Raw genomic sequence first — 25,175 nt, 5'->3', positions numbered from 1 at the left:
GAACGCACGCTGGAACGGCTCGGCGCGAACGAGTCGATTCCCGTCGATTGCCGCGTGATCGCGGCATCGAAGGCCGATCTCGTGGCGCTGGCCGCCGAAGGCGGTTTTCGCGCGGATCTGCTGTATCGGCTGTACGTTGCGCAGATCGGGCTGCCGCCGTTGCGCGAGCGCCGCGAAGACGTGCCGCTGCTGCTCGAGCACTTCGTGTGGCGGCGGCACGTCGCTTCGCAACAACCCACGCCGGTGGTGTCGGCATCGCAGGTGTCGGAGTTAACGGAGCGCGCGTTGCGTGTTGATCTCTTCGCTTTGCGCGTCACGTACGCGATCTCCATCAGCGTCGGAAGTTCTTCGTCAATTCCGTCAACACCTGGACGAAGGCCTTGCTCGCCGCCGTCCGATACGCGTCCTTGCGTTGCAGCAGCACAGCCGTGCGCGCCTGCAGCGGCGGGTCGAGCAGCACGGGGTGCAGCGCGGTATGCTCGCGCGCGATGCCATCGGGCAGTACGGTTGCGAGCTGCCCACGCCGCACGATCTCGACGATCGCACTGATCGAACTGACCTCGATGGCAACCTGCGGGCGGATCCGGTTCTGCGCGCAGTATTCGTCGATGTAACGCCGCGTCGCGAACGCTTTGTTCAGCAGCACCAGCCGTTCGTTGGCGAAGTCCTGCGCGGACAGCGGCTTGCGGCGCGTCGCGCGCGCATGGCCTCCGCCGACGACGAGGCTCAGCGTCTCGCGAAACAACGGCTCGCTTTCGATTTCCGCAGTGTGGACGGGCTCGAACGCGATGCCGGCGTCGAGCCTGTCATCGGCGAGCTGCGCTTCGATCTGATCCTGCGTGATTTCCTGAATGTCGATCGCGATGCCGGGATGCAGGCCATAAAAACGATCGATCACGGGCCCCACGAGATACGCCGTGAAGGTCGGCGTCACGGCAAGGCGCAAATTGCCGCGGCTCAGTTCGCCAACGTCATGTATCGCCCGCACGCCCGCATCCAGATCCTGTAGCGCGAGCTTCGCATAGCGCATCCACGCCGCGCCGGCATCCGTGAGTTGCACGTTCCGCCCCGAACGGTCTAGGAGCTGCGTGCGCAGCGTGTCTTCCAGTTGCCGTATTTGCTGCGACAGCGTGGGCTGTGAAACGTGCAGCGCCTCGGCGGCGCGTGTGAAATTGCGGTGCTCCGCGACGGCCAGGAAGTAACGGATATGACGCAACAGCATGGTGAATCTCCTCGTCCTCGATAACTATTGGTGATTCCTATGGTTAGCATCATAAACCCGTCTTGGACACTATGACGGAACAGGTCCATTCTCTGTCCAACGCACCGCACTGACCGACACGGCAACGAACGCCAGATTGAATGGAGCTGACCATGCAAGAGATCATCGACGGTTTTCTGAAGTTTCAGCGGGACATCATGCCCGCGCGCAGGGAGTTGTTCCGCAAGCTGGCCACCAGTCAGACGCCGCGCACACTGTTCATTTCCTGTTCCGATAGCCGCATGGTTCCCGAACTGGTCACGCAGCGCGAACCGGGCGATCTGTTCGTGATCCGCAATGCCGGCAACATCGTGCCTTCGTTCGGTCCTGAGCCCGGCGGTGTGTCGGCAACGGTCGAATATGCGGTGGCCGCGCTCGGCGTGACGGATGTGGTGATATGCGGCCACTCGGACTGCGGCGCGATGACGGCCGTCGCGACGTGCAAGTGCCTCGACCATATGCCCGCTGTCGCGAACTGGCTGCGCTACGCCGACTCGGCGAGGCTCGTCAACGAGGCGCGTGAACATGCGGGCGAGCGCGAGCGCGTCGACTCGATGGTGCGCGAGAACGTCATCGCCCAGCTCGACAACCTCAAGACCCACCCCTCAGTTGCACTGGGACTCGCGCAAGGCCGCCTAAATTTGCACGGATGGGTCTACGACATCGAATCCGGCTCGATCGACGCGCTCGACGCCGCGACCCGCCAGTTCGTGCCGCTCGCTGCGCATCCCGATGTCACCGCGACGCCCGCCGAGTGCGTGGCTGCGCTCTGATTCCCGGCTTGTCACACCGACTGTCGATCTCACCAGGTTGATTTTTACCCAAGGAGCAACATCATGACCCAATCGCAAGTCACACCGAACGCACGCGAAGCATTGACGGAAACGATCGTCGACGCGAAGGTGCGCAAGAACCTCACCTTCGAAGCCATCAACGAAGGCACGGGCTTGAGCCTCGCATACACGACAGCCGCGCTACTCGGTCAGCATGCGCTGCCGGAGAATGCGGCGAAGCTCGTCGCCGAACGCCTCGGGCTCGACGCCGCCGCCGTTCGCCTGCTGCAAACCATTCCCGTGCGCGGCAGCGTTCCGGGTGGCGTGCCGACCGATCCCACCGTCTACCGCTTCTACGAAATGGTGCAGGTGTACGGCTCGACGTTGAAGGCGCTGGTTCACGAGAAATTCGGCGACGGCATCATCAGCGCGATCAACTTCAAACTCGATATCCAGAAGGTGCCGGACCCTGAAGGCGGCGAGCGTGCCGTCATCACGCTCGACGGCAAGTATCTGCCGACCAAGCCGTTTTGAACCCATGATGCAAAGACGAAAATTCTTACTGAGCACCGGTGCCGGGCTTGCTTCGGGCGGCCTTGCCCTCTCGGGTTGCACGATGACGGGGCCGCGCTCCACGTCGAGCACCAGCAACGCGCTGTACCCCACAAGGAGATCCGAAATGACTTCACCCGCAGCAATTCGCCCGCCGCTTCCCCCGTTCACGCAGGAGACGGCCATCGAGAAAGTCCGTCTCGCGGAAGACGGTTGGAATTCGCGCGACGCCGCCAAGGTCGCGCTCGCCTATTCGCTCGACACGAAATGGCGCAATCGCGCAGAGTTCGCGAACAATCGCGCGGAAGCGCAGGCGTTCCTCGAGCGCAAATGGAAGAAGGAACACGAGTATCGTCTGATCAAGGAACTGTGGGCGTTCGGCGGCAATCGCATTGCCGTGCGCTACGCCTACGAATGGCACGACGACTCGGGCAACTGGTTCCGCTCCTACGGCAACGAGAACTGGGAGTTCGGCGAGGATGGTCTCATGCAACGTCGCTATGCGTGCATCAACGACATGCCGATCAAGGAATCGGAGCGCAAGTATCACTGGCCCTTGGGCCGTCGGCCGGACGATCATCCGGGACTGAGCGAGTTGGGACTTTGAAGCCCGGATCGTTACAGCCGCGATGAGCGATTAGCGCCCAACAATCCAGTGGCGACGAATGACGGATTGTTGGGCGTGCGCCGGCGCGCCGTCGGGATGCAGCGACTTAAATGTCGTTGAATTATTCGCGACTTTTCGTTTTCTCCTCTTGGGTGAAAGTATGATTTGTGTCCGGTGTCAGGTCTGAGCTGCAAAGCAGTCTTCCAGATCGCCGGTCTGCGGAATCGACGATCGGCCGCAGTTGGCTAAGGGGACACTCTCCTTACCGCATATTCGCCCTATACGGGTGAAACACAAGCTACCTAGAAGCATCACTACCCGTAAGGAAAAACATGCAAGGGACCATCGCCCAAATCGTTGCGCTAGTTCTCGAAGGAAACGCTGTGTTGCGAGATGTCGACTCCCCTGGCATGGGTATGGAGCACAGTGCGAACACATTCTGCGAATTCGTTCACTTTGTGGATTTGGACAAGACGCCGACCGGCTGGTCCGAACGACAAATTGCTGCTGACCCGACCGCATGGTTCCAATACCTGAAGGAGCATGGTTTTATGGAGTTGAGGATGTCGCATGGGCCATCAAATGATCCCAATGTCGATGGGGTGGCAGTGACCGACAGGATGCTTGTAGGTTTCGTTGGCGGCGGCGGGGTCTGGTCCGTGCAAGCTAATAAGCCCAATAGTTCCGACTATTGGGCGGCTCGCTGGGTTGTTGGTGACCAGCAGAGCGCCGACAGGCGAATATGGCGAGTGACCTACGGACGAGTGGCGGGGAACCGACCGCCAAGCGAAATCGAGCAAGTCGATCTTCAGTCGCTTCGCGACCAGTTTTGCGATGTCCTTATGCGAGTCGAAGCATTCGCAACTCAAAAGCGGCTGGACGGCTTCGCAGCTTGCTTTGCCAGAGGGTTGGAGGATCTTTCCGCAGAGTCGCCGATTCACGGTTTCCATAAGGAATTTGCCAACGCCTCTCTTATTTCGAGGGAGGCGATCCAACTTCTTTCGGCCGCTCAGTCCTCGTGGGTTTTCGGAGGTATGGGGTCATGGAATGACCTTGGCTTTGATGGCGAAGATCAAGCGACATATGAATCCTTGTCGGAAGCGCTCTATCGCATTTCAAACCGAGCCATTGTGGCCGCAACAAACACCTCTGCCATGGGGAGTATTTGTCGAGCGGCTTCTACGCGTAACAGCGTTGGTCCTATGAAACGACCATGGTGGAAAATCTTCGGTTAAAGGGTGCGCTTTCGACTCGGATCAAGGGGCCGTGAATCTCTAGACGCCCGTGGTACGAAAAAATCAGTCAGGTCAATCACTCGCCTGGCGAAGACGCTACCGCCGTTGGATCTAGCTAGGATGACCGGGCATAGAAATATCTCTGAGCTTATGACCTATTACAACGCGACGGCAACAGATATAGCGGGACGCCTCGGCTAATAGCCACGGAGACACTCCGGAGCCGCAATTCCACATGATCGAGCGCCGACCGGATCATAGGCTGTCCACGCCACCCTCCGGTGTGGTCTCAATACCCAGCTCTTTTGCATATGAATCCAGTTGCTCTCCGACATGAACTTTTAGCACGTCAACGAACCGCTTAATCTTCGCGTCCACAAACTGCCGGGATGGGTAGACCGCATACACATTGCGTTCATAAGTGTGAAAATGCGGCAGGACACGAACGAGCGTTCCCTGGCGCAGGTCGTTGATTGCGGAGAATGCTGCAAGCAATCCAATTCCAGCGCCGTCACGCAGCGCGACGGCCATCGCCTCCATGTCATTCACGCTGAAATGCGGTCCCGAGGGCCGGAAGACCATAGTGTCCGATGCACTCTTGAGATGCCATTCGTCTGGCGCGTAATCCACCGTGCTTAGCAGCACGCGCGCGTGATCGGCCAGATCCTCCGGCCGCTCGGGCGCAGGATGTTGCGCCAGATACGCAGGCGAGGCAGCCAGCACACAATGACTGCCTCCGATCTTCTGGCTCACATAGGCAGAATCGGGCAAAGCTCGTGCAATCACGACAGCCAGATCAAGCTGTTCTTCAAGGAGGTTGGGCATGCGTTGCGAGAGCAGTACGTCGACTGAAACTTCCGGATACGCCTTGCGGTAAGCAAGCACCGCCCGCGTCACAAGCTCACGCCCAAGTCCCGGCACGGCGTGTACGCGCAGCGTCCCTCGCGGCTCAAGCAACGCGTCACGTGCCTCGGCTTCGGCATGCTCGATTTCAGCCAGGATAGAGACACTACGCTCGTAAAAGCGGCGTCCCGCATCGGTGACGACGAGGCGTCGGGTGGACCTTTGCAATAGTCGTGTATTGAGCCCTTCCTCGAGCACGGAAACGGCACGCGAAACATTGCCGACCGTAGTATCCAGGTAATTGGCGACGGCGGTGAAGCTGCTCATCTCCACGACCTTCACGAATACCGACATGTTGTAGACCTTGTCCATTCCGATTCTTCCCGATGAGATTTCATGATTCTCTCGGCATTCGCACCCGACCGGTCGAAAGCCACACCACACGCAAGCCCAGCATCATACGCCGGGTTTTTTAAGGGAAGCACCGGGCATAGAAGCGCTCTGACGCTTCAGCGGCGAGGAAAAAGCACGATCGTTCAATAGCGGCAAGGCATTTTCCCTCCAGCAGAAAGAATCATTCTTTGCAGCCCCACTAAAACCAAACAGACTTCGCGTCTAGACTTCGTTCTGCAGTCAGGCACTCGTTGCACCCTTCCCGATTCGAACGCCGCCCCACGATACATGAAGCGCATTCTTTCGACGCCCATACTCGCCGCCGAGAATACAGGCGCTTATGGCGCACAGGCGTCCGACACGACGATCAAGGTCTGGGCGGTCGAACCCGTCGGCCGCACCCGGCAGTAATACGACTCAGCCAACTGCGCTGCTCATCCGAATCAGCTGATCGAATTTCGCCTATCGCGCATGAAAGTCAAGCAAATAGTATGGATTGCTAATTAAGTATTTATATCGAGATAATGCCATGAACTCAGTCTACGATCCCCTGTACCTGTTCATTGACGGCGAATGGATCGCCGCAAACAAACGCGAAACCGTACCCGTCATCAACCCGGCCACGAGAGGCGAACTGGGCCGCGTGCCGCTAGCGACCACTAGCGATCTGGACCACGCGCTGAGTGTCACGCGCCGTGCGTTCGACGTCTGGCGCAACACAGTTCCCGCTGAACGCGCCCGCATCCTTAGGCGCGCAGCAGAACTCATGCGTGAACGCGCGCCGCACATTGCCGAAATGATGACTCTCGAAGAGGGCAAGCCACTTGCTGAGAGCCGCGACGAAGTGCTGCGCGCCGCTGAATACTTCGAGTGGTTTTCGGAAGAGGCGCGTCGCATCGATGGCCGAGTGGTGCCCTCGAATCGCCCCGGCGTACAGCAGCTCGTGAAAAAGCAGGCAATTGGTCCGGTGGCTGCGTTCACACCGTGGAATTTTCCGGCCATTACGCCGGCGCGCAAGCTTTCGGCGGCGCTCGCAGCTGGTTGTAGCGTGATCATCAAGCCGGGCGAAGAAAGCCCCGCCACTGCACTCGCACTAGCCCGCGCGCTCGACGATGCGGGTCTTCCCAAAGGGGTGCTGCAAGTCGTGTTCGGCGTGCCCGACCAAGTCTCGAAGCAACTTATCGCATCCCCGGTGATACGCAAGGTCACTTTCACGGGTTCGGTGCCGATCGGTCGTCTGCTCTCGGCACGCGCTGCGGAAGGCGTCAAGCCCATCACACTCGAACTCGGTGGCCACGGTCCCGTACTGGTATTTGACGACGCCAACGTGGAGAGGGCCGCCGTCGAAGGTGCGGCCAACCGGTTCCGCGGCACCGGCCAGATCTGCATCTCATCGACGCGCTTCCTGGTTCAACGCGGTGTTTACGACGTGTTCGTTGAACACTTTGTGCGGGCAGCAAGGGCACTTAAGGTAGGCAACGGCATGGATCCCAACACTCAGGTTGGCCCGCTTGCCAATCCTCGGCAACTCGCGAAGATGGAAGAGCTGGTGGCGGACGCAGTGGCACGCGGCGCCAAAGTGCTGGCAGGCGGCAAGCGCATTGAAGGCGAAGGCTACTTCTTCGAGCCGACTGTTCTTGCCGACGTACCGATGGATGCACGCGTCATGCACGAGGAGCCGTTTGGTCCGATCGCCGTGCTGATGCGCTTCGAGACACTCGAAGATGGTCTGGCCGAAGCGAACCGCCTGCCGTATGGACTGTCGGCCTATGCGTTCACGCAGAGTGCTCGCACCGCGATCGACGTGGGTGACGGACTGGAAGCCGGGATGATCGGTATCAACCAGTATCGCATCGTCGCAACCGAACTGCCATTTGGCGGCATGAAAGAAAGCGGCCACGGTTCGGAAGGGGGAGTCGAGGGCATCGAGTACTACCTCACACACAAATTCATCAGCCAGGCCTGAAAGGAGAGTCGTCATGTCCCATGAAAATTTCACCAAACCTCGCGAAGCGGCGCGCGCTTTCACGCCCAAACTCGCAGAGTTCGTCGATACCACGCTCTACCCGCAGATCTGGAGCGACCCGGCTCTGTCGCTGCGAGACCGCAGCCTCGTGACGGTCGCCGCGCTGATCACGGGCGGCTATCTCGACGAACTGCCCGCGCATCTGCGCCGCGCTGTAAATAATGGCGTTACACATGAAGAACTGTCCGCTGCCATCACGCACCTCGCGTTCTACGCGGGGTTTCCGGCAGCGATCTCGGCATCTGCCTTAGCGCAAGACACGCTTGCGGCGCAGCACCCAAGCGGCTCCGACACACCTCACACTACACAGGAAACATCAGCATGAAAGCCATCACATTCAAGGAATTCGGCGAAGCGGACGTGCTCCAGCTTGCCGACGTGCCAGTGCCCGAAGTGCGCCCCGACGATTTGCTGGTGCGGGTGCACGCCGCTGGCGTGAACCGCGCCGACCTCACTCACCGCACAGGCGGCTACGGCCGGCCCAACTTCGGAGACTCAACTATCATGGGTCTTGAAATAGCGGGCGAAGTCATTGAAACCGGCAGCGCAGTACAGGGCTACAAAGTGGGTGACCGCGTGATGGGCGTGGTGGGCGGCGGCGCGTATGCAGAGATAGCGCGAATCGACTGGCGCATGGCCATGCCGATTCCCGCCTCGCTCGACTATGTGCGTGCAGCCGCGATTCCTGAAGTGTTCGTTACGGCGCACGAGGCAATGCTGCATCTGGGTGGGCTGCAGCGCGGCGATTCGGTACTGATTCATGCAGCGGCGGGCGGCGTCGGTTCGGCCGCGGTGCAACTGGCCTACGCGTCGGGTGCCAAAATCTTCGCTACGGCAGAAGGCAGCAAGCTTGAACGCGTCGTACAACTCGGCGCCGACGTGGTCATTGACTACCGCACTGAAGATTTCGCCGAAGTCATAAAGAAGACTACGAACGGCCGAGGCGTTGACGTCGTGATTGACTTCGTGGGCGCACCATATTTCGCGCGTAATGTGGCGACGCTTGCTAATGGCGGACGGTTGGTTCAGGTCGGCATTCTTGGCGGCGGCGGTCAGGTGGGCGTCGATCTGGAGCAGATCCTTTATCGCCATTTGCAGATCAAGGGAACGGTGATGAAGTCGCGCCCACAAAACGACAAACACGCGATGGTACGACGTTTTCGCGAGCATTGGCTCGAACGCTTCGACGGTGGAGCCCGTTTGGAGCCGGTCGTGGACAGCACTTTCTCGCTCGCGCGGGCTGGGGATGCGCATCGGCGCATGGAGTCCGCCGCAAATATTGGAAAAATCATCCTGACCATGGGGGCAGGGGACTTGGGGTGATGCACGTGGCCGCTGTCGATTCGATACTCGCGGGAAAAAAATATGCGCCCCGCACGTTGTATGGGCAGAGGTCACGCATCGAGCATTGCCGGGAAGTGAGAGTGCTTGCGGAGATGGACGGCCGCAGTCGACTCACTTCCAGATGTTTGAAATCGCAACATCCGTCGGTTGCGGGTGCGTCTGTGGGCATCCCCGGCTTCGGCATCGGCGCCGGCACTCCCGACGCTAGACGACCTGACGCCGGTCGGAAAGGAGATAGCCGACGTGAATACGACGAGACTCGGCTGCTCCGGTGTCAAACGCTACCTCATGTCGTATTTCCGTTGTGCATCCCTGACTTGCTCCCAGTTGCCCTTGGCCCAATCAACCAGTCCTTGCGTCGGGGCCAGTAGGCTCTTTCCGAGATCCGTCATCTCATACTCGACGCGGGGCGGCACCTCAGGAAACAGCTCGCGAATTACCAAACCGTCACGTTCGAGATTCTTCAGGGTCGAAGAGAGCATCCTTTGCGAAATCCCCGGAACCGCACGTTCAAGTACGGAGAATCGAGCGCGCCCCCCAAGAAGATCGAGCGAAAGCACGACGAAGATCGTCCATTTGTCGCCAATTTTCGTTAGCAGTTCTCGAACCGCCATCGGGTCGGTGCTTCTACAGATCGCGGCAGGGTCCAGTTGGCTGACTTTGGTCGACTGCTTCATAACTTACCTCAATGTTAGTAACTGAAGCTAAAGTGCCTTCTTCCTTGATGCTAGCTTCCGATCTATATTCGGCTCTCATTCTGTAAGCAACATATCAAATAGAGCAAGGAGTCCGGCATGCCGAAATCGAAATATGCGGTCTATAGCGCCGCTGCCCCATATTTCAATCTGGTTCGAGGAGCACTCGGCGAGCTTGTCGACGGAGAGCACTTTTTCGACATCGTTGACGACGACGTCATTTACGAAGTTCTTTACGATCTGGGGTGGCCGCGCGTCATCAAAGGACGAAACGACCTGATGGCTGCGTTCAGAGGCTACGTCGACAACATCTCGCTTCAGTCTGCCGATCAGTTGATTACCCACAAGACAGACTCCGGCTGCGTCATCGAATACGAGGTTCATGGCACCATTCTCGCGACTGGCGTGAAATACAACAATCGGTTCTGCTCGATCATCGAGATCAAAAACCGAAAGATCACGCACTGGAGAGACTACATGGACTCCCATGCAGCCTGGAACGCAATGACCGGGAAGAGATAGAAGCGAAGAAGTTGAAGCAAATCCTAATGATTGAGGCGAGCACGAGAGGGGAGGACTCGATGAGCCGAGCGGTCGCCGATACGCTCGCAGCACGGCTCATCGAACGCTATCCGTCGGCAAAGCTCATACGCCGCGATTTTGGCCGCCCAGCGTCTGCCGCGACCGCCACACCAAGGCGTGTAAATCAACTCTGGGGCTGAGCCGGTGCGCCAATATCACCTGAACAGACGACAGCGTTCCTTCCGCTCCTCTTGGCCGCGTACAGCGCCCGATCGGCTGCATTTGTCAATTCATCCAGCGACATGGGATGTGAGCGTCGACCGGTCGCGCATCCGACACTGACCGTGAAGGGCGGAATTGCCGCAGTGGTCACAGTCGGTCGCCCATGTTCCACTTCGAAACGTATTGCTTCGGCAATCTGAGCTGCGCCCGCTTCGTCCGTGTCGGGTAACACCACAACAAATTCTTCCCCGCCGTATCGGGCCGCGATATCGCCTCGACGGCGCGTGTGACGATTGATACACGTCGCGAGATGCTGCAATGCAAAGTCGCCCCGCGCATGGCCGTGAGTGTCATTGTATTTTTTGAAGTGATCCGCATCGACGAACAGCAACGACAGGCAACCATCGTGGCGCTGAAGTCTGGCCCATTCGTTTTCGAGTATCTCGTCGAGGGCACGACGGTTCTTGAGCCCTGTTAGCGCGTCGGTTTGCGTCAGCTCCGTAAGCCGCACCTGCGTCTTTACATGGTCCCGCAGTGCAAACGCAAGCAACCAGACCGCAGCACAGAATGCCAGGCTAACGAACGATGCCGAGATCCCGACTATCCATGACAACTGTTTCCATGAGGCCAACACTTCGCTTTCCGCCGGCGCGACAACGGCGATGAGTGGCGTGCCGGGAACGCGTTGGAATGTATATAGGCGAAGTACGCCGTCAAAGATCGAGCGAGCCGCATAAAACCCGGAATCCTGATTCACCATACGCGGAAATACTGCGGACTTACCCAGATTGATCAACTCGGTCTGGCTGCCCGGAGGATTTCTGGTCACCAGGGTGCCGTCCGTGCGTACGATCGCCGTGACACCGTTTGGCCCCACGTCCAGTTTTGCAAGAAGTTGTCTGAAATAGTCGACGTCAATAGCGACAACCGCTATCCCACCGAATGACCCGTCGGGCTTGTTCATCCGTCTCGAGATGGCAACTGACTGTGCGCCCGCCCGCGACCGCGCCTGGTAGACGGATGACACATAGAGCCCGACATTCGCCGACTGGCGATGAACAGTGAAATAGTCCCGGTCGCTGAAATCCCATATATGGGTGCTGGAACAGCAACCGTCGATCACGCGACCCTGATTGTCTGTGATTCCCATGCCGGTGACGTATTGGGCAGCGGTCCGGTCGAACAGCAATTCGTGACGCAACTCAGGATCCATGCTTTGGACCACAGGCTTGTCCAGCGCGGAAATGACGGCGAGAAGCGAGTTATTCGACGTTTCAATCGTCCTGGCAATGTTGCTGACCAACACGGCCGTGACGTTTCTGGACGTTTCATGGGCATGTTCGACGGCGGCCTCACGGGAGGCAAGAAGCGTGATCAGGCTGATCGCCAATACGCAGAATGCCATCAGACTACCGAGTATGCCGACGATCAGAGGATGGCGGCCGGCGAGAACGGCCAGTTTTCCGATGGTCATGGAAAGAGACACGGTACTGTTCTGATGATTGCACTCGACCCTGTCAACGTTGTCCCGCCGTCACGGCGGTAGCGTCTGGGCGGGGTAAGCGGGGGCAGCGGTAAAGAATGGACAGGGTTTTGTCGGTAGTCGATGACACGGTTAACGGCAGAGGTCGAAAAAAATGGACCCCCCGAGCCCATCTGGCGGGCAATTTTCCGGCGGCAGTTTACCTTGGTTAGGGCTGGGGGGAATATCTGGAGAACGGCACCGACAGGCTTGTCCGTTACGCCGCATCACGCACGAAAAATACGTCAAGTCAGTTCAACCCCACTCAAATTTGCCCAATATTCTACTCATAACAACGCCGCGCTACCGCCGCGGTCGGCTGGCGACTGTGGATTCAATCGGTCTATGCAACGCACCGATGAAATCGTTGGGCGGGTGTTTCGTAACCTGGTGTTTTCTTCGAACGTCCGTTCGAATAGAAGCGTGTGTGATCACGCCACACGTTCCCAAGCGGTAAAGTTCGCATTTCCGGTGGAGCCCATTGCTTCGATCACGACCTCGTTATCAAAACCGCGAAGCCGTTCCTGCATGGCGTTAAGAAGCCTGCGGTCACTGTCGGCGTGTTGAGGGTAGGTAAGCTCGAGGTCGTCACCGACGTAAAGGTCCCAGAAAACATCGTCAACGGCAGGCCCCTCGTCCGTCGTTCTGATCACGATCTTTGTCAACACATTCCAATTCACCGACCGGGTGTGCCCATCCGGGAAGGTGACCGAAATGGCCTCATCGTCGTGCGTCACTGTGACCGCACCGCCATTGCCCGCCACTGCGCTCTCCGTTACACGCGTTCGTATGGGCAGGAGTCGCAAAACGAAATAGATGGCAGCAAGGCCAAAAAGGCTTATCCCGATAAGTCTGACGGCGTCGCTCGTGTCGGGTGACGTGCTCAGAAATCCGACGGCCGCGAATGCCAATCCGGCCAGTAAGCGGGCGAAACCGCCCCATTTGGTTGATTTCGAGTTGGTTTGCATCGGCAGTCACAAGGAGTACTTCGGTTGTCGATCACGAAGGTAAAGCTGGCACAACGAAGTTTCCCGGGGTATTCGCAAATTCGGATGCGCGCTGACCGTGTTCGGGAAAACTGTCGCCGCTCGAAAACAGTCGAGTCAGCAATGTTGGTCGTTAGTGGGCAATTCTCCTCGGCCGAGGAACTTGCGCGGACGGTCGGGGCTTCTACGCATCGAATGTTACGGTATTGAGGTCAGACATTCTCGTCCTCCAGGGGCCAATGGGTCAGACGGATCAGCCTATCGGTAAAATGGCGGCCGGATGGCGCGAAGATGTTGCTTCGTGTCCGGATCATTTTGAGGATCTCACCCATGCGAAAACTCACTTTCCTGTTCCTCGCCTGCACGGTCTTGCTCGCAAGCTGTGCTGTGTACGTTCCTGATGACGGTCCCCATGGCGGGCGCGGTGGCCCCGGCAATGGTTTCTGCCCGCCGGGACAGGCGAAGAAGGGGAACTGCTGACGAAACTGACGTGACGGGCGCCGGCATCCGGCATTGGCAGCGATGAATGGCGGCGAGAAGGCGGTAATGGTGGGTGGGGTGGCTATCTATCCGTCGAAGAACCATCGCTCAGATGGTGATCCCCGTTATAGACAAGGTGTCGATGCTGCCACGACAACAGGGGCATCGAAGACGCCGATGCCCCCGCTTTCGAGCGCGAGATAGGCGCCCGTCGTCAGATGCGTTCAGAGAGATTTCCGCCATTCATCCGCATCCGGGCCGCGCTTGGGGTGCGGCTCGGAACGCGTCACCTTGACTGCCAGGCGAGCTGCGGATTCATGTCTTACAGCCGTCTCAAGTGGACCGCTGAAAGCTCACCACGACGGCCGCACTGCATAGGCGTTCCGGCAGTACGAGCGACCAAACTGTGTCGGCTCGAAATGCTTCCCGACCCGGTGGATCAGTTCGCGAGCAAGAAGGGCATTGATAACCGCATCGGAGGGCTGTTTGGCGCTCTTTTCTGCGATGCGCTGAAGTGCGACGGTGATGGCCTGCGTCGAGAGGGTGAGCATGACATGCTCCTGTAAAAGTTCTATGGACCCTTAGGGCCTTCTTTGACAAGCGTGCTTCTCAATTGGGCGATTTGCGTTCGCCATTACCGGACAAGGAAAACCATCTCGAGATTCGGCGATGCTGGGCCAGTTTGGTCGCAAGGCTCCTGTGGCTCAATGCAATCGCATACGCCACGGCGGCGACAGAGAAAAGTCTGGTGCTATCTGGCGGCAGGTATCCGGTGTATAGAAACCAGTTCGGGGCGATGGCCATGGCGATCTCGGAGTTTGCTCAGGATTCGACAAGCCCGTCGCGGACGATGTCGTCAATCAGCGACTGCGCGTAGTTATTTCCCGCACGTCGCGCTTCGCCAATGGAGTCGAACGGCAGACTCTCCAGACGAAACACTTTGGGATCAGTGGACGACGTCGGATCTTCCAGCGTGGTTCGGGAGATTCGAACGGATACTCCGAACGTCCGGTCGTGCTTTCGCTCGACCGAGTCAGCGTCTTGATGGCGGAATACGAACGTCTCTAGGCGGAAGCCCCTGTAAAACGGGATTACGTAGGCCATACTGCCTCCGGCTGTGCGAACCCCCACGGCCACAACGCACGCAGTGGCGGTGACATGAAGGAACCCGCAAAGGGGACTAATTAGGTCGGCTTGATGTTCGAAGCCTGCAAGCCCTTCGGGCCGCGCGTGACGTCAAATGAGACGTGCTGATTTTCCTGAAGGCTTCGGAATTCAGTGCGTCCTTGCGGCTGAATTTCCGAAAAGTGCGCGAACAAATCGTCGCCACCGTCATCCGGCTTGATGAAGCCAAAGCCTTTGCTATCGTTGAACCACTTAACAATTCCGGTACTCATGCGAACTCCTGGTTTTCCCGGCGTGCAGCCATCGCGGAATGCATGGGGCAGCGCCAGTGGCGGACAAACAAGAAATTCAGAGATCGGAAGTGTCTCGCAAAGATCGGTGAGATCGACGCTGGATCGATAAAAGTCAGACTTGATGTTCGATCAGCTACTTATACGCGGATTTGACCGACAAAACAATACTTTTCGGCGCGCGTAGCGAATGTCTCGTTTGCCCGATGACTCGCCATCGAAGGGGCGCGATGCCCCTCCACCCGCAGCTTGTCGTCACCGCGAGGCGCTGCCACTCATGATCATCCTTTCACGATTGGCGGCTTTCCCTTGCCGGGCGAATACAGGATGAGACTCGGGGTGATCAATCGATCCGACGACACCACCGCGTGCGCATACGTATCGAAGTAGATCGCGTTTTCGGAATCTGCGACGTGGCGCTTTTGTATTTCTTTGCTTGACTCGCACCACTCGAAACCCAGGTACTTCTTCTGCTGATAAAACCAGACGACGTGTCCTTCGCGGGCGAGCGACCGGGGAATGACCAGTGCCGCATCCTGCCTGCCTGGTGTCATGTCAGTGTCGTTCGTTGGGGCGTCGTCGGTATTGCGCGAATCGTTCATCGAGATCTCCTGCGCTTGAAGTGCTCCGGGGGCCACTTCGATCATCGCAGCTTTGCCGATACCCGCGTTTCAGTAACTTCCGAATTGATCGACATTTCAGTAGAGGTGTCCATCGAGCCCGACGGGCGAAAAGCCCGCGATATGCGGGGGGCGCGATCGTGACAACGAACAGGGCCGGCAGCACGAGAACGCCCGGTTGCAATATCGCGGGGAAGTATGACGGCAGCAGCGATAGCAATGGAAGACACTAGGCGAGGCAGACGATGGCAGGTTCGCGGTTCGTCCATGCGTCTCGAGTTGCCCGGTCGTGGCAAAGATAGACGATCGGCAACAGCAGCCACGCCAGATCGTAATGAAGGATGTACGGCTGGATCATCAGCGTAGCAATGACCGCGGCCGCTGCCTTGACTTCGAAGCGAGCGCTGCGGGTCCAGAGCCGGAGCGTCACGAGCGTGACGGGGATGGCAACGGCGGCATGTACGGCATACGCCACGGGTCCGCTGCCCCCGAGGCGCCTGACGGTGGCGAACACCGATGGCATCGCCCGCACGACGCCGCCCGAGGTGTTTTCGGTGACAGTCGCGTTGAACCACGATGCCGCCTCGAAGCACTTGATCCAGAGGGGGATGCCTACGACGCAAGAGCTTACGTAAGACAGGGCGTAAGGGAGCAGGGCGAGTGGGTAGACCAGTAACTGGAACGTCGGGGGATAGACCCACGGTGCATAGCGACCGGGGAACATGCTGTCCTCGAGTTCGACAATCTTGAGCAAGTCGAACGCCGCTATGGGGCTGTCGTGCAGCGCCCAGCGGCATGATGATAATCGAACCGCCCCCGGTTGCGTGCCGGCGACAATTGCCGTCTCGCGCATGACTGCCTGTGCGCCACCATGACATCCGGGTTATCTCTCAATGACGATTAGACGAGACAAGTCCGCGTGAGTCTGATAATATACGTTTTGTAGTCATTTCATATATAAAGGTCCGCAACATGGGTATCGTCAAGATATCGGAGCAAATGCATGAGGCGCTGCGCAATACCAGTGGCGCGCTCAGTCGCTCGATCAACGCGCAAGCCGAGCATTGGCTGCGTGTCGGCATGCTCGCCGAACTGAATCCCTCGCTGAGCTATGGCGAAATTTGCCGCAAGCTTATCGAATCCGATGCGGCATCGGCCGGTGAGGCCGGTGCCATCGCTCCCCCGGCAACCGGTGCTCCTGTCACCGTATTCAACAAGGTGGCGTAATGGTGCGCGAACACGTTGTTATTCACTCGAAAGAAGAAATCGCCTCGTCGCGTCGCGCAGGTGAAATGGCTGCACAGGTGCTCGCGATGCTCAGCGAGCACGTCAAGCCGGGCGTCACGACCGATGAACTCGATCGCCTCTGCCACGACTTTATCGTGAACGAACTGAAGGCGGTCCCCGCGAACATCGGCTATCACGGCTATCCGAAGACGGTGTGCGCATCGGTAAACCACGTTGTCTGCCACGGCATTCCCGGTGAAAAGAAGCTGCATGACGGCGATATCGTGAACATCGACGTTGGTCTCATCAAGGATGGCTGGTTCGGCGACACGAGCCGCATGTACTACGCTGGCAAGCCAAGTATTCTCGCCAAGCGTCTGGTCGACACGACTTACGAAGCGATGCTCGCGGGCATTCGTGCGGTGCGCCCCGGCGCAACGCTCGGTGACGTTGGTTATGCGATTCAGTCCGTGGCACACCGGGAAGGCTTCAGCATCGTGCGCGACTATTGCGGGCACGGTATCGGCACCACGTACCACGACGATCCGCAAGTGTTGCACTACGGACGTCCGGGCACGGGGCTCACACTGCGGCCGGGCATGATCTTCACCATCGAGCCGATGGTCAATGTCGGCAAACCGGATACGAGGCAACTGGCGGACGGCTGGACTGTGGTGACCCGCGACCGCTCGTTGTCGGCGCAGTGGGAGCACATGGTGACCGTCACCGAGACGGGCTTCGAGGTTCTCACCCAATGGCCAGACGGCCTGGGTGAATACGCCCGCTTCGGCACGCTTGAAAGCAGCGCGGCCACCGCCAACGCCGCCTGATTTCGAAGGATGCACTGGGGCGCGGTGTTCGCGCCTCAGACATCGTCCGGCGCGTCGTCGAGCGTTAGCAGATGGTCGGCGAAGCGGTGGTACAGCCAGCCGGAAACGCTGGTGGCGACCGCGACCCACGCGATGGAGAGCGCCGTTTGCAGGATCAGCGTGCCGAGCACGACGGTCGTGGCCGCCGGGCTGAAGTGCAGAACCACCGCGAACAGAATCGTCACGATCACACCGGCAATGATCAATGGCAGGATGGTGCCGAGCGTCGTGCCGAACATCACCCAGAAGTGCCCGCGAGAGTCTTGCCACGCCGCGCGCCAGCGCTTGCTGCGTCCCGCACCAATCTGCGGAAAGATCAGCGACACGCGAATCAGCACGAAGCCTAACGCGCACATCAACAGAACGAAAAACGTGCTGAGCGCTGCATAGGAATCGCTGCGTCCCGCCGCACGCAAGGCGAATGCGACGCAGAAAGCCGCAATGAACCACACCACGGCGAGGCTGACGCAGATCTGGATCGACGTCCAGAGGTAGCGCCAGAGATCGCGCCCATACCAATGGGCTTGCCGCGCAGCGTCGGGGCCGAGAACTGTGTAACGCACCACATGGACGGCGAGTACGGAAAACGTCACGATGTTCACGAGCACCACACCGAATGACATGAGCGCAAGGCGCAGCCGGAAGACGGCGGGTTCGCCGGTTTGCGCCGCCGTGAGCGCGAGTTGCTTGAATGAGACGCCAAGCGCCGACGTGACGAGCAGGACGATGGCAATTGTCAGACATAGCAAAGGACGATTGCGTAATGCGTTGAAGCCGTCGCGCCATGCTCCTTTGAAACACTGCTTGAACGTAATCGGTTCCATGTTTCCCCTTGAGCGAATATCGCTTCGTTGATCGAAGCTGTCAGGCGTGAGTGCGTCACGACGCCGCCATTCTTGCAGATCGGCTCAGGACTGACAAATGCACTCGCTGGCGTGGTGTCGCCAGGAGCGCCGGATGTGAGGGGCAGAAGAAGGGGCGGGATTGGATACCCGCGACGCGCAATGCGTATCGCGGGCGGCGCTTCGGGGACGCGTCAGGCCGCCATGACCTTGCGGAGGACTTCGGCATGCGTGACCACACCGATGAGTCTTGCCGCGTCGTCCAGCACGGGCAGTGTGCCGTGCCGTTGCATCATGAGCAGCGGCAGCAGTTCCGAGAGCGGCATGCTGGCCGTGGCGGTTTTCAGATTTCCCTGCATGAGATCGCGCACTGCCGGGCGTTGTCCCGCACCGATCGCGACGCCGAATCGCGGCCAACGCTGACGTTGCGCGCGACGCGTATGAAGGGCATGCCGCGTTACCAGCCCGATCACGCGTGCGTCGCCGTCAACGACCGGCAGGGCTTCGAGTCCGTGACGTTGCAACAGACGCCATGCCGCAGGCGCTTCGTCAGTGGCCCGAACCTTCGCCAGCGGTGCCGACATGACATCGGCGCAGGTCAGCTCGCGGGCGCGTCGCGCATAAGCTTCGCGTTGCGTATCGCGCAGCAGGCTGGCCAGATCTTCGGCGGAAATGTCGAGCATTTCGCTGTGACGGGCGAGCGCTTTTTCCGCATCGGCAGTCGTGACGGGAATGGCTGCGGCATTGACCCGTCGGGCGGGGGCTTGTGCGCGAACGGCATGGGGATAGCGATGACCGGTGAGGGCGTGATATCCGATGGCGGCGCCTAGCAGTAGCACCGACTGCAGCGCAATCGGCTCGAGCACGAAGCCGTAGCCGAGCGAGTGAACGGCCGGGCCGCCAAGCACTGCGGTCAGCGCGACGGCGCCCGACGGCGGATGCACGCAGCGCAACGTAAACATCAACGCAATGGAGACGCCGACCGCCGTGGCGGCTGCCACGACAGGCGATGGGATGAACGTCGCGCACGTCACGCCGACGAAGGCCGCCACCAGATTGCCACCGAGAATCGACCAGGGCTGGGCGAGGGGACTGGCAGGTACGCCGAAGAGCAGCACGGCAGAGGCGCCCATCGGCGCCACCAGCCAGGGGACGTAGGTGGCCGGGCCGAGCATCCAGAGCGTCAGGCCACCGGTCAGCGCGATGCCGCACAGTGCGCCGACGCCCGCGCGAAGTCGTTCTTTCCAATGTACGGCCACCACGGCAGGCAGAAAACCGGCCAGCCAATCCCTCACGTCCCGTCGAGTCACTGCCATGTCGTCCCTCTCCATCGGCCGCACCGATTGGTGGCGACGTCTTGATATTTTGCGCATGATATATCGTATATCGATGGATTGGGGGGCAGGAGGGCGTGATTTTAATGCTGCGGCGCAGCGAAATCATCGAGGGCACGCAGGTTGCGGCGAAATGATGCACCAAATCAAGGAAAACGAGACGTCAAAGGCGCGGGACTTGCTGAGGAAAAGTCCGGCGGGTTTCAAACGAGGGGGGCACGGGGGGGAGCGATGTTTGGTGAAAGTGGGAACCGTCTGTCCGTCCTGCCATCTCGGCGATAAAAAAATGCCCGGCCATGCCAATTCAGGCATGCGCCGGGCGAGCAGGGACGCAGGGAAGAAACCTTTCCAGTACTTACCAACCGATGACCGGGTGCATCGAAACCGGCGGCGTGCTTGGCGCACGTCGGGGGCGGGTCGGCGCGCCACTCGTCTTGGGGGACACGAGTGCGGCCGCCGGTTCGATGCGTCCGATGCTGCGTGACGGCCCGGTACTTCGAGCGCGTCACGCCTGTCTTGCCGACGTTCTATCGAGTTACGTTGATGCCAATCAGCGTGCGGCCACGGTGGCATTGCTGCCGGGCGTGGCTGCCGCGGCCGCCGCAGCGGGAGCAGGCGTCGCCGGCGCGTTGGCCGCCGGCACCCCCCCCCAGCCGCCGCCGAGGGCGCGGATCAGGTTGACGGTCGACACGGCTTGCGCACCCGCAAGCTGGACGGCGCTGCGTTGCGACTGCAGCACTGTGCGCTCGGCATCGATGACGTCTAGGTAAGCAATCGAGCCCTCCTGATACTGCGTGCGCGAAAGTTGCGCGGCACGGTTCGACGATTTCACGGCGTCATCCTGGGCGCGCGTTTGTGCCGCAAGCAGACGCAGGTTCGACAGGTTGTCTTCGACTTCCTGGAACGCCACGAGCACCTGTTGACGGTAGTTCGCCACGTCCTCTTCGTACTGAGCACGGGCACGCGACAGATTGCCGCTGCGTGCACCGCCGTCGAAGATCGGCATCGAGAGCAGGCCGCCGACCACCGGACCCAGCAAGAACGTACGGCTCGACCAGTTGAACAGGTCGCCCAGGGTGGCGGCCTCGAAACCGCCCGAGCCGGTCAGCGAGAGCGACGGGAAGAACGCCGCTTTCGCAACGCCGATGCGCGCGTTCGCGGCGGCCATCGCCCGTTCGGCCGCTGCGATATCCGGACGCCGTTCGAGCAACGCCGACGGCAGTCCTGCGGGAATGCGCACCGCGACAGGCACGAGCGGCGACGGCGCGAACGTGAATTCCGCCGGCGTCTTGCCGAGCAGGATGGCCAGGCTGTGTTCAGACGCTGCGCGCAGGCGGGCGACGGCCAATGCGTCGGATTGCGCCGTGGCCAGTTCGGCCTTGGCGCGTGCCACGTCCAACTCGCCGATATCGCCTTCGGTAAAGCGTCGTTGCACCAGCTTGAGGGCCTCTTCGCGCAGCGTTACCGTCTGCGTGTACAGCGCCTGTTCGGCATCGAGTTCGCGCAGGTTGAAGTAGTTCTGCGCGACGTCGGCTTGCAGCGCGAGCTGCACCGAGTGGTACAGCGCTTCGCTTTGCTCGGCGTCTGCACGGGCGGCAGCGACGTTATCCGACACGCGCCCGAACAGATCGACTTCGTAGCCGACGCTCGCTTGCGCCCGCCACAGGGTGAACGGCGCGATATTCGTGCCGTCCGGCTGAAGCTGCGAGGCCGGCGAGACCTTCTGACGCGTGGGACCGAACCCGGCGTCGAGCGTCGGGAAAAGGGCGGCACGGGCCTGACGCTGCACACCGCGCGCTTGCTGCACGCGGGCGGCGGCGGCCTTCAGGTTCTGGTTGGCGGACAGCGCGTCTGCTTCGAGCTGGTCGAGCGTGGCGTCGCCGAACACCTTCCACCATTCGCCGCGCGCCATGGCCTCGGAGGGCTCGGCGGTCTTCCAGGTCCCGGCTTCACTGGCCGGGAGTGTGGCTTCCTTGAAGGCCGTCGGTGTGCCTTTGTCGGTCACCGTCGGCACTTCGTACGTGGGGGCCATCGAGCAGCCCGCCACCACCAGCAGGGTGGCGAGCAGGCCCGAGACACCCAGACTGCGTTTCATCCATTGCGATTGCATGATTGGCATCCTTCAGACTTCGGCCTTGACGTTGGCGGGCATGGTCGACGCGTGCGCACTATGCAGCGGCTTCTTGCCTGCCAGCGTGCGGAGCAGCACGTAGAACACCGGCGTCAGGATCAGACCGAAACCGGTCACCCCGATCATGCCGAAGAACACGGCCACGCCCATGGCATGACGCATTTCCGAACCGGCACCGCTCGACGTCACCAGCGGCACCACACCCATGATGAACGCGATGGACGTCATCAGAATCGGGCGCAGACGCAGACGGCTTGCCTCGATGGCGGCGGCGATTGCGGTACGGCCTTGCATTTCCAGTTCCCGGGCGAATTCCACGATCAGAATTGCGTTCTTCGCCGACAGCCCCACCAGCACCATCAAACCGATCTGCGTGAAGATGTTGTTATCGCCCCGCGTGAGCCAAACCCCGAACAGCGCAGACATGATGCTCATCGGCACGATCATGATCACGGCCAGCGGCAGCGTTAGGCTTTCGTACTGCGCGGCCAGCACCAGGAACACCAGCAGCACGGAGATCGGGAACACCCACAGCGCCGAATCGCCCGCGAGAATCTGTTGATACGTCAGGTCGGTCCATTCGAACTTCACGCCGCGCGGCAGCGTTTCTGCGGCAATGCGTTCCACAGCGGCTTGCGCCTGACCCGACGAGTAACCTGGGGCCGGGCCCCCGTTGATGTCGGCGGCGGTGTAGCCGTTGTAACGCACTACCATTTCCGGACCGTACGTCGGCGAGACTTTCACCAGCGACGAGAGCGGCACCATGTCGCCATTGCCATTGCGCGTTTTGAGCAGGCCGATGTCATTGGCGTGTGCACGGAACGGCGCGTCGGCTTGCACACGAACCTGATACACGCGACCGAACTTGTTGAAGTCGTTCACGTACAGCGAGCCGAGGTAGATCTGCATGGTGTCGAACACGTCGGTGATCGGCACGCCCAATTGCTTGGCCTTCACGCGGTCGAGATCCACGTTCAGTTGCGGCACGTTGATCTGGTACGACGAGAACGTCGGGCCCAGTTCCTTCGTCTGCGATGCCTTCTTGATGAACGCCTGCGTGGCGTCGTTCAAGGCTTCGTAGCCGAGTGCACCGCGGTCTTCGACCTGCAGCTTGAAGCCGCCGAGCGTACCGAGACCCAGCACCGGCGGGGGCGGGAACACCGCGATGAACGAGTCCTTGTTCTTCGAGTATTCGCCATTGAGTTTCGCCGCGATGGCAGCGGCCGACAGCGACTTGTCCTTTCGCTCGCTAAACGGCTTGAGCGTGACGAACACGATGCCTGCCGACGACGAGTTGGTGAAGCCGTTGACCGACAGACCGGGGAAGGCGATGGCGCTCTTCACGCCAGGCGTCTTGAGCGCGATCGCGGACATGTCGCGGATCACGGTCTCGGTGCGGTCGAGCGACGCGCCATTGGGCAACTGCGCAAATGCGATCAGATATTCCTTGTCCTGCGCCGGCACGAAGCCACCCGGAACGACCTTGCCCAGCAATACCGTCACGCCCAGCAACACGGCGAAGATCGCCATCATGACGGCCTTGCGGCCAATCACGCGGGTCACGCCGTGCCCGTATTTCTCCGAGCCGCGATGGAACACGCGGTTGAACGCGCCGAAGAAGCCACCCAGATAACGGTTCATCTGGCGCGTGAGCCAATCCGGCTTGGCGTGATGGTCCTTGAGCAACAGGGCGGCCATGGCCGGCGAGAGCGTGAGCGAGTTGAATGCCGAGATCACCGTCGAGATGGCGATGGTCATGGCGAACTGCTTGTAGAACTGCCCCGTCAGGCCCGACATGAAAGCGAGCGGCACGAACACGGCGACCAGCGTAAGGGCGATGGCGATAATCGGACCGCTCACTTCCCGCATCGCCTGATACGTCGCCTCCTTCGGCGACAGTCCGGCCGCGATGTTACGTTCCACGTTTTCGACGACCACGATCGCATCGTCGACCACGATACCGATGGCGAGCACCATCCCGAACAGCGACAACGCATTGATCGAGTAGCCGAAGCCCAGCAGCAGGGCAAACGTCCCCACGATCGACACCGGCACGGCGAGCAGCGGAATGATCGACGCACGCCACGTTTGCAGGAACACGATCACCACCAACACCACCAGCGCAATGGCCTCGAGCAGTGTGTGCACCACGGCGCTGATCGACGAGCGCACAAATTGCGTCGGGTCGTACTCGATGCGGTACTCCACACCCGGCGGCATATCTTTTTGCAGATCGGCCATCGCCGCGCGGACATCGTCCGAGATTTGCAGCGAATTTGCCCCCGGAGCCTGATTGATACCAAGGCCCACGGCCGGCTTGTTGTCGAGCAACGAGCGCAGGCTGTAGGACGAGGCGTCGAGCTGCACACGGGCCACGTCGCTCAGATGCGTGACGGCGCCATCCGGCGAGGTCTTCAGGATGATGTCGCGGAACTCTTCTTCCGTGTTCAATCGGCCGCGCGCATTCACGTTCAGTTGCAGCGGCGTATTCGGGCCGGTCGGCGTCGCGCCGATCACACCGGCGGCAACCTGCACGTTCTGCTCGCGAATAGCTTTCACCACGTCCGATGCGGTCAGGCCGCGCTGGGCGACCTTGGCCGGATCGAGCCACACGCGCATCGAGTAGTCGCCCGCTCCCCACAACTGCACTTCACCCACGCCCTTGATCCGCGAGAGGCGATCCTTGACGTTGATGAGCGCGTAGTTGCGCAGGTAGGTCATGTCGTAACGGTCGTTCGGCGAGATCAGGTGCACCACCATCGTGAGCGTGGGCGAGGACTTGATGGTCGTCACGCCAAGGCGCTGCACGTCGTCGGGCAGGCGCGGCAGCGCTTGCGAGACACGGTTCTGCACGAGTTGCTGCGCCTTGTCCGGATCGGTGCCCAGACGGAAGGTCACGGTCGTGGTGAGGTTGCCGTCGCTGTTGGCCTGCGACTGCATGTACAGCATGTTTTCCACGCCGTTGATCTGCTCTTCGAGCGGCGAAGCCACCGTCTCGGCGATCACCTTCGGGTTGGCGCCGGGGTACTGGGCATGCACGACGACCGACGGCGGGACCACTTCCGGGTACTCCGAGATCGGCAACTGGAACACGGCGATCAAGCCGGCCAGTAGCGTGATGACCGAAAGAACCCCCGCAAAGATGGGTCGGTCGATAAAGAATTTTGAGATGTTCATGACGAAAGTCTGGGGTGTCGTTCAGCGTGCAATGAATACGTGTGCCTGCACGCGACTTACGAACGGTATGAACGGTATGCGCGTTACGAACACTGAGAA

General features: G+C 60.2%; 25 protein-coding genes and 1 pseudogene. 12 read left to right on the top strand and 14 right to left on the bottom strand.

Features of this window, described 5'->3' with window-relative positions; all coding sequences use genetic code 11:
* Nucleotides 1-366 (top strand): annotated as a pseudogene (locus PCO31110_RS07495) (sigma 54-interacting transcriptional regulator); the annotation flags it as partial.
* Here PCO31110_RS07495 and cynR read toward each other — a convergent pair.
* Nucleotides 332-1,222, bottom strand: a complete 891-nt coding sequence (cynR, locus tag PCO31110_RS07490; RefSeq protein WP_150690044.1) for a transcriptional regulator CynR — start codon at nucleotides 1,220-1,222, stop codon at nucleotides 332-334. The pseudogene PCO31110_RS07495 and the gene cynR overlap by 35 nt on opposite strands.
* A 152-nt stretch (nucleotides 1,223-1,374) precedes the next feature.
* Here cynR and PCO31110_RS07485 point away from each other — a divergent pair, with 152 nt between their 5' ends.
* From PCO31110_RS07485 to PCO31110_RS07470, 4 genes are all read left to right on the top strand, one after another.
* A complete protein-coding gene (locus PCO31110_RS07485; RefSeq protein ID WP_036661880.1) occupies nucleotides 1,375-2,034 on the top strand; it encodes a carbonic anhydrase in 660 nt (219 codons plus the stop codon).
* Between the two features lie 63 nt (nucleotides 2,035-2,097).
* Nucleotides 2,098-2,568: a cyanase gene (gene cynS, locus PCO31110_RS07480; protein WP_150690043.1), complete on the top strand. Its 471-nt coding sequence runs from the start codon at nucleotides 2,098-2,100 to the stop codon at nucleotides 2,566-2,568.
* 145 nt (nucleotides 2,569-2,713) lie between these two features.
* Complete coding sequence (locus PCO31110_RS07475) at nucleotides 2,714-3,193, top strand: nuclear transport factor 2 family protein (protein WP_150690042.1); 480 nt, start codon at nucleotides 2,714-2,716, stop codon at nucleotides 3,191-3,193.
* A gap of 332 nt (nucleotides 3,194-3,525) precedes the next feature.
* A complete protein-coding gene (locus PCO31110_RS07470) occupies nucleotides 3,526-4,428 on the top strand; it encodes a hypothetical protein (RefSeq protein WP_150690041.1) in 903 nt (300 codons plus the stop codon).
* A 255-nt stretch (nucleotides 4,429-4,683) separates the two neighbouring features.
* On the opposite strand, the gene PCO31110_RS07460 is transcribed toward PCO31110_RS07470, so the two are convergent.
* On the bottom strand, nucleotides 4,684-5,643 hold the full coding sequence (locus tag PCO31110_RS07460; protein WP_150690040.1) for a LysR family transcriptional regulator: 960 nt from the start codon (nucleotides 5,641-5,643) through the stop codon (nucleotides 4,684-4,686).
* A gap of 309 nt (nucleotides 5,644-5,952) precedes the next feature.
* On the opposite strand from PCO31110_RS07460, the gene PCO31110_RS26145 reads away from it, so the two are divergent.
* The 4 genes from PCO31110_RS26145 to PCO31110_RS07445 all read left to right on the top strand — a co-directional run bounded on the left by PCO31110_RS26145 (nucleotide 5,953) and on the right by PCO31110_RS07445 (nucleotide 9,013).
* Entirely contained in the window at nucleotides 5,953-6,075 is a 123-nt protein-coding gene (locus PCO31110_RS26145) for a hypothetical protein (RefSeq protein WP_281350615.1), read from the top strand.
* Nucleotides 6,076-6,193: 118 nt separating this feature from the next.
* Nucleotides 6,194-7,630, top strand: coding sequence for an NAD-dependent succinate-semialdehyde dehydrogenase (locus tag PCO31110_RS07455; protein ID WP_150690405.1), 1,437 nt, complete (start codon nucleotides 6,194-6,196; stop codon nucleotides 7,628-7,630).
* Between the two features lie 13 nt (nucleotides 7,631-7,643).
* Entirely contained in the window at nucleotides 7,644-8,015 is a 372-nt protein-coding gene (locus tag PCO31110_RS07450; RefSeq protein WP_150690039.1) for a carboxymuconolactone decarboxylase family protein, read from the top strand.
* On the top strand, nucleotides 8,012-9,013 hold the full coding sequence (locus tag PCO31110_RS07445) for an NAD(P)H-quinone oxidoreductase (protein WP_150690038.1): 1,002 nt from the start codon (nucleotides 8,012-8,014) through the stop codon (nucleotides 9,011-9,013). Before PCO31110_RS07450 ends, PCO31110_RS07445 begins: the two co-directional genes overlap by 4 nt.
* Nucleotides 9,014-9,315: 302 nt before the next feature.
* On the opposite strand, the gene PCO31110_RS07440 is transcribed toward PCO31110_RS07445, so the two are convergent.
* The gene (locus tag PCO31110_RS07440) at nucleotides 9,316-9,711 is read right to left on the bottom strand and encodes a winged helix-turn-helix transcriptional regulator (RefSeq protein ID WP_150690037.1); all 396 of its coding nucleotides are present in this window, start codon (nucleotides 9,709-9,711) and stop codon (nucleotides 9,316-9,318) included.
* A gap of 117 nt (nucleotides 9,712-9,828) precedes the next feature.
* Here PCO31110_RS07440 and PCO31110_RS07435 point away from each other — a divergent pair, with 117 nt between their 5' ends.
* Nucleotides 9,829-10,251 carry a nuclear transport factor 2 family protein gene (locus PCO31110_RS07435; protein WP_150690036.1) on the top strand — a complete coding sequence of 141 codons (423 nt, stop codon included), beginning with the start codon at nucleotides 9,829-9,831 and terminating at the stop codon, nucleotides 10,249-10,251.
* A 184-nt stretch (nucleotides 10,252-10,435) separates the two neighbouring features.
* Here PCO31110_RS07435 and PCO31110_RS07425 read toward each other — a convergent pair whose 3' ends face one another.
* The 7 genes from PCO31110_RS07425 to PCO31110_RS07395 all read right to left on the bottom strand — a co-directional run bounded on the left by PCO31110_RS07425 (nucleotide 10,436) and on the right by PCO31110_RS07395 (nucleotide 16,349).
* Nucleotides 10,436-11,947 carry a sensor domain-containing diguanylate cyclase gene (locus PCO31110_RS07425; RefSeq protein WP_246189770.1) on the bottom strand — a complete coding sequence of 504 codons (1,512 nt, stop codon included), beginning with the start codon at nucleotides 11,945-11,947 and terminating at the stop codon, nucleotides 10,436-10,438.
* A gap of 479 nt (nucleotides 11,948-12,426) precedes the next feature.
* Nucleotides 12,427-12,963, bottom strand: a complete 537-nt coding sequence (locus tag PCO31110_RS07420; RefSeq protein ID WP_010808137.1) for a hypothetical protein — start codon at nucleotides 12,961-12,963, stop codon at nucleotides 12,427-12,429.
* A gap of 851 nt (nucleotides 12,964-13,814) precedes the next feature.
* Nucleotides 13,815-14,012: a hypothetical protein gene (locus PCO31110_RS07415; RefSeq protein ID WP_010808136.1), complete on the bottom strand. Its 198-nt coding sequence runs from the start codon at nucleotides 14,010-14,012 to the stop codon at nucleotides 13,815-13,817.
* Nucleotides 14,013-14,283: 271 nt separating this feature from the next.
* Complete coding sequence (locus tag PCO31110_RS07410) at nucleotides 14,284-14,565, bottom strand: hypothetical protein (RefSeq protein WP_010808135.1); 282 nt, start codon at nucleotides 14,563-14,565, stop codon at nucleotides 14,284-14,286.
* Between the two features lie 80 nt (nucleotides 14,566-14,645).
* On the bottom strand, nucleotides 14,646-14,858 hold the full coding sequence (locus tag PCO31110_RS07405; protein WP_010808134.1) for a cold-shock protein: 213 nt from the start codon (nucleotides 14,856-14,858) through the stop codon (nucleotides 14,646-14,648).
* Nucleotides 14,859-15,157: 299 nt separating this feature from the next.
* Nucleotides 15,158-15,478 (bottom strand): hypothetical protein, encoded by a 321-nt coding sequence (locus PCO31110_RS07400; RefSeq protein ID WP_010808133.1) that lies wholly within the window; start codon nucleotides 15,476-15,478, stop codon nucleotides 15,158-15,160.
* Nucleotides 15,479-15,725: 247 nt separating this feature from the next.
* Complete coding sequence (locus tag PCO31110_RS07395; protein ID WP_150690035.1) at nucleotides 15,726-16,349, bottom strand: hypothetical protein; 624 nt, start codon at nucleotides 16,347-16,349, stop codon at nucleotides 15,726-15,728.
* A 119-nt stretch (nucleotides 16,350-16,468) separates the two neighbouring features.
* Between PCO31110_RS07395 and PCO31110_RS07390 the strand changes: the two genes are divergently transcribed.
* Together PCO31110_RS07390 and map are read left to right on the top strand one after the other, a co-directional pair.
* On the top strand, nucleotides 16,469-16,723 hold the full coding sequence (locus PCO31110_RS07390) for a ParD-like family protein (protein WP_010808131.1): 255 nt from the start codon (nucleotides 16,469-16,471) through the stop codon (nucleotides 16,721-16,723).
* The gene (gene map, locus PCO31110_RS07385; RefSeq protein WP_010808130.1) at nucleotides 16,723-17,553 is read left to right on the top strand and encodes a type I methionyl aminopeptidase; all 831 of its coding nucleotides are present in this window, start codon (nucleotides 16,723-16,725) and stop codon (nucleotides 17,551-17,553) included. Before PCO31110_RS07390 ends, map begins: the two co-directional genes overlap by 1 nt.
* Before the next feature lie 35 nt (nucleotides 17,554-17,588).
* On the opposite strand, the gene PCO31110_RS07380 is transcribed toward map, so the two are convergent.
* From PCO31110_RS07380 to PCO31110_RS07365, 4 genes are all read right to left on the bottom strand, one after another.
* A complete protein-coding gene (locus PCO31110_RS07380; protein ID WP_150690034.1) occupies nucleotides 17,589-18,416 on the bottom strand; it encodes a hypothetical protein in 828 nt (275 codons plus the stop codon).
* A 212-nt stretch (nucleotides 18,417-18,628) separates the two neighbouring features.
* The gene (locus PCO31110_RS07375; RefSeq protein ID WP_010808128.1) at nucleotides 18,629-19,750 is read right to left on the bottom strand and encodes an HPP family protein; all 1,122 of its coding nucleotides are present in this window, start codon (nucleotides 19,748-19,750) and stop codon (nucleotides 18,629-18,631) included.
* Nucleotides 19,751-20,318: 568 nt separating this feature from the next.
* Nucleotides 20,319-21,878, bottom strand: a complete 1,560-nt coding sequence (locus PCO31110_RS07370) for an efflux transporter outer membrane subunit (RefSeq protein WP_150690033.1) — start codon at nucleotides 21,876-21,878, stop codon at nucleotides 20,319-20,321.
* A 12-nt stretch (nucleotides 21,879-21,890) separates the two neighbouring features.
* Nucleotides 21,891-25,076 (bottom strand): efflux RND transporter permease subunit, encoded by a 3,186-nt coding sequence (locus tag PCO31110_RS07365; protein ID WP_150690032.1) that lies wholly within the window; start codon nucleotides 25,074-25,076, stop codon nucleotides 21,891-21,893.
* Nucleotides 25,077-25,175 lie beyond the last annotated feature (99 nt).

Source organism: Pandoraea communis (assembly GCF_902459745.1).
GTDB lineage: Bacteria > Pseudomonadota > Gammaproteobacteria > Burkholderiales > Burkholderiaceae > Pandoraea > Pandoraea communis.
Note: the sequence above shows the minus strand (reverse complement) of the source record. Positions and strands in the feature narration are given on the sequence as shown.

What these genes read in the sequence shown, in the direction of transcription:
- PCO31110_RS07485 (WP_036661880.1), top strand. Translation starts at nt 1,375, where the DNA reads ATGCAAGAGATCATCGACGGTTTTCTGAAGTTTCAGCGGGACATCATG.
- PCO31110_RS07440 (WP_150690037.1), bottom strand. Translation starts at nt 9,711, where the DNA reads ATGAAGCAGTCGACCAAAGTCAGCCAACTGGACCCTGCCGCGATCTGT.
- PCO31110_RS26145 (WP_281350615.1), top strand. Translation starts at nt 5,953, where the DNA reads ATGAAGCGCATTCTTTCGACGCCCATACTCGCCGCCGAGAATACAGGC.
- PCO31110_RS07470 (WP_150690041.1), top strand. Translation starts at nt 3,526, where the DNA reads ATGCAAGGGACCATCGCCCAAATCGTTGCGCTAGTTCTCGAAGGAAAC.
- PCO31110_RS07370 (WP_150690033.1), bottom strand. Translation starts at nt 21,878, where the DNA reads ATGCAATCGCAATGGATGAAACGCAGTCTGGGTGTCTCGGGCCTGCTC.
- PCO31110_RS07445 (WP_150690038.1), top strand. Translation starts at nt 8,012, where the DNA reads ATGAAAGCCATCACATTCAAGGAATTCGGCGAAGCGGACGTGCTCCAG.
- PCO31110_RS07460 (WP_150690040.1), bottom strand. Translation starts at nt 5,643, where the DNA reads ATGGACAAGGTCTACAACATGTCGGTATTCGTGAAGGTCGTGGAGATG.
- cynR (WP_150690044.1), bottom strand. Translation starts at nt 1,222, where the DNA reads ATGCTGTTGCGTCATATCCGTTACTTCCTGGCCGTCGCGGAGCACCGC.
- map (WP_010808130.1), top strand. Translation starts at nt 16,723, where the DNA reads ATGGTGCGCGAACACGTTGTTATTCACTCGAAAGAAGAAATCGCCTCG.
- PCO31110_RS07405 (WP_010808134.1), bottom strand. Translation starts at nt 14,858, where the DNA reads ATGAGTACCGGAATTGTTAAGTGGTTCAACGATAGCAAAGGCTTTGGC.
- PCO31110_RS07365 (WP_150690032.1), bottom strand. Translation starts at nt 25,076, where the DNA reads ATGAACATCTCAAAATTCTTTATCGACCGACCCATCTTTGCGGGGGTT.
- PCO31110_RS07425 (WP_246189770.1), bottom strand. Translation starts at nt 11,947, where the DNA reads ATGACCATCGGAAAACTGGCCGTTCTCGCCGGCCGCCATCCTCTGATC.
- PCO31110_RS07420 (WP_010808137.1), bottom strand. Translation starts at nt 12,963, where the DNA reads ATGCAAACCAACTCGAAATCAACCAAATGGGGCGGTTTCGCCCGCTTA.
- cynS (WP_150690043.1), top strand. Translation starts at nt 2,098, where the DNA reads ATGACCCAATCGCAAGTCACACCGAACGCACGCGAAGCATTGACGGAA.
- PCO31110_RS07415 (WP_010808136.1), bottom strand. Translation starts at nt 14,012, where the DNA reads ATGCTCACCCTCTCGACGCAGGCCATCACCGTCGCACTTCAGCGCATC.
- PCO31110_RS07475 (WP_150690042.1), top strand. Translation starts at nt 2,714, where the DNA reads ATGACTTCACCCGCAGCAATTCGCCCGCCGCTTCCCCCGTTCACGCAG.
- PCO31110_RS07450 (WP_150690039.1), top strand. Translation starts at nt 7,644, where the DNA reads ATGTCCCATGAAAATTTCACCAAACCTCGCGAAGCGGCGCGCGCTTTC.
- PCO31110_RS07455 (WP_150690405.1), top strand. Translation starts at nt 6,194, where the DNA reads ATGAACTCAGTCTACGATCCCCTGTACCTGTTCATTGACGGCGAATGG.
- PCO31110_RS07390 (WP_010808131.1), top strand. Translation starts at nt 16,469, where the DNA reads ATGGGTATCGTCAAGATATCGGAGCAAATGCATGAGGCGCTGCGCAAT.
- PCO31110_RS07400 (WP_010808133.1), bottom strand. Translation starts at nt 15,478, where the DNA reads ATGAACGATTCGCGCAATACCGACGACGCCCCAACGAACGACACTGAC.
- PCO31110_RS07435 (WP_150690036.1), top strand. Translation starts at nt 9,829, where the DNA reads ATGCCGAAATCGAAATATGCGGTCTATAGCGCCGCTGCCCCATATTTC.
- PCO31110_RS07380 (WP_150690034.1), bottom strand. Translation starts at nt 18,416, where the DNA reads ATGGAACCGATTACGTTCAAGCAGTGTTTCAAAGGAGCATGGCGCGAC.
- PCO31110_RS07410 (WP_010808135.1), bottom strand. Translation starts at nt 14,565, where the DNA reads ATGGCCTACGTAATCCCGTTTTACAGGGGCTTCCGCCTAGAGACGTTC.
- PCO31110_RS07395 (WP_150690035.1), bottom strand. Translation starts at nt 16,349, where the DNA reads ATGCGCGAGACGGCAATTGTCGCCGGCACGCAACCGGGGGCGGTTCGA.
- PCO31110_RS07375 (WP_010808128.1), bottom strand. Translation starts at nt 19,750, where the DNA reads ATGGCAGTGACTCGACGGGACGTGAGGGATTGGCTGGCCGGTTTTCTG.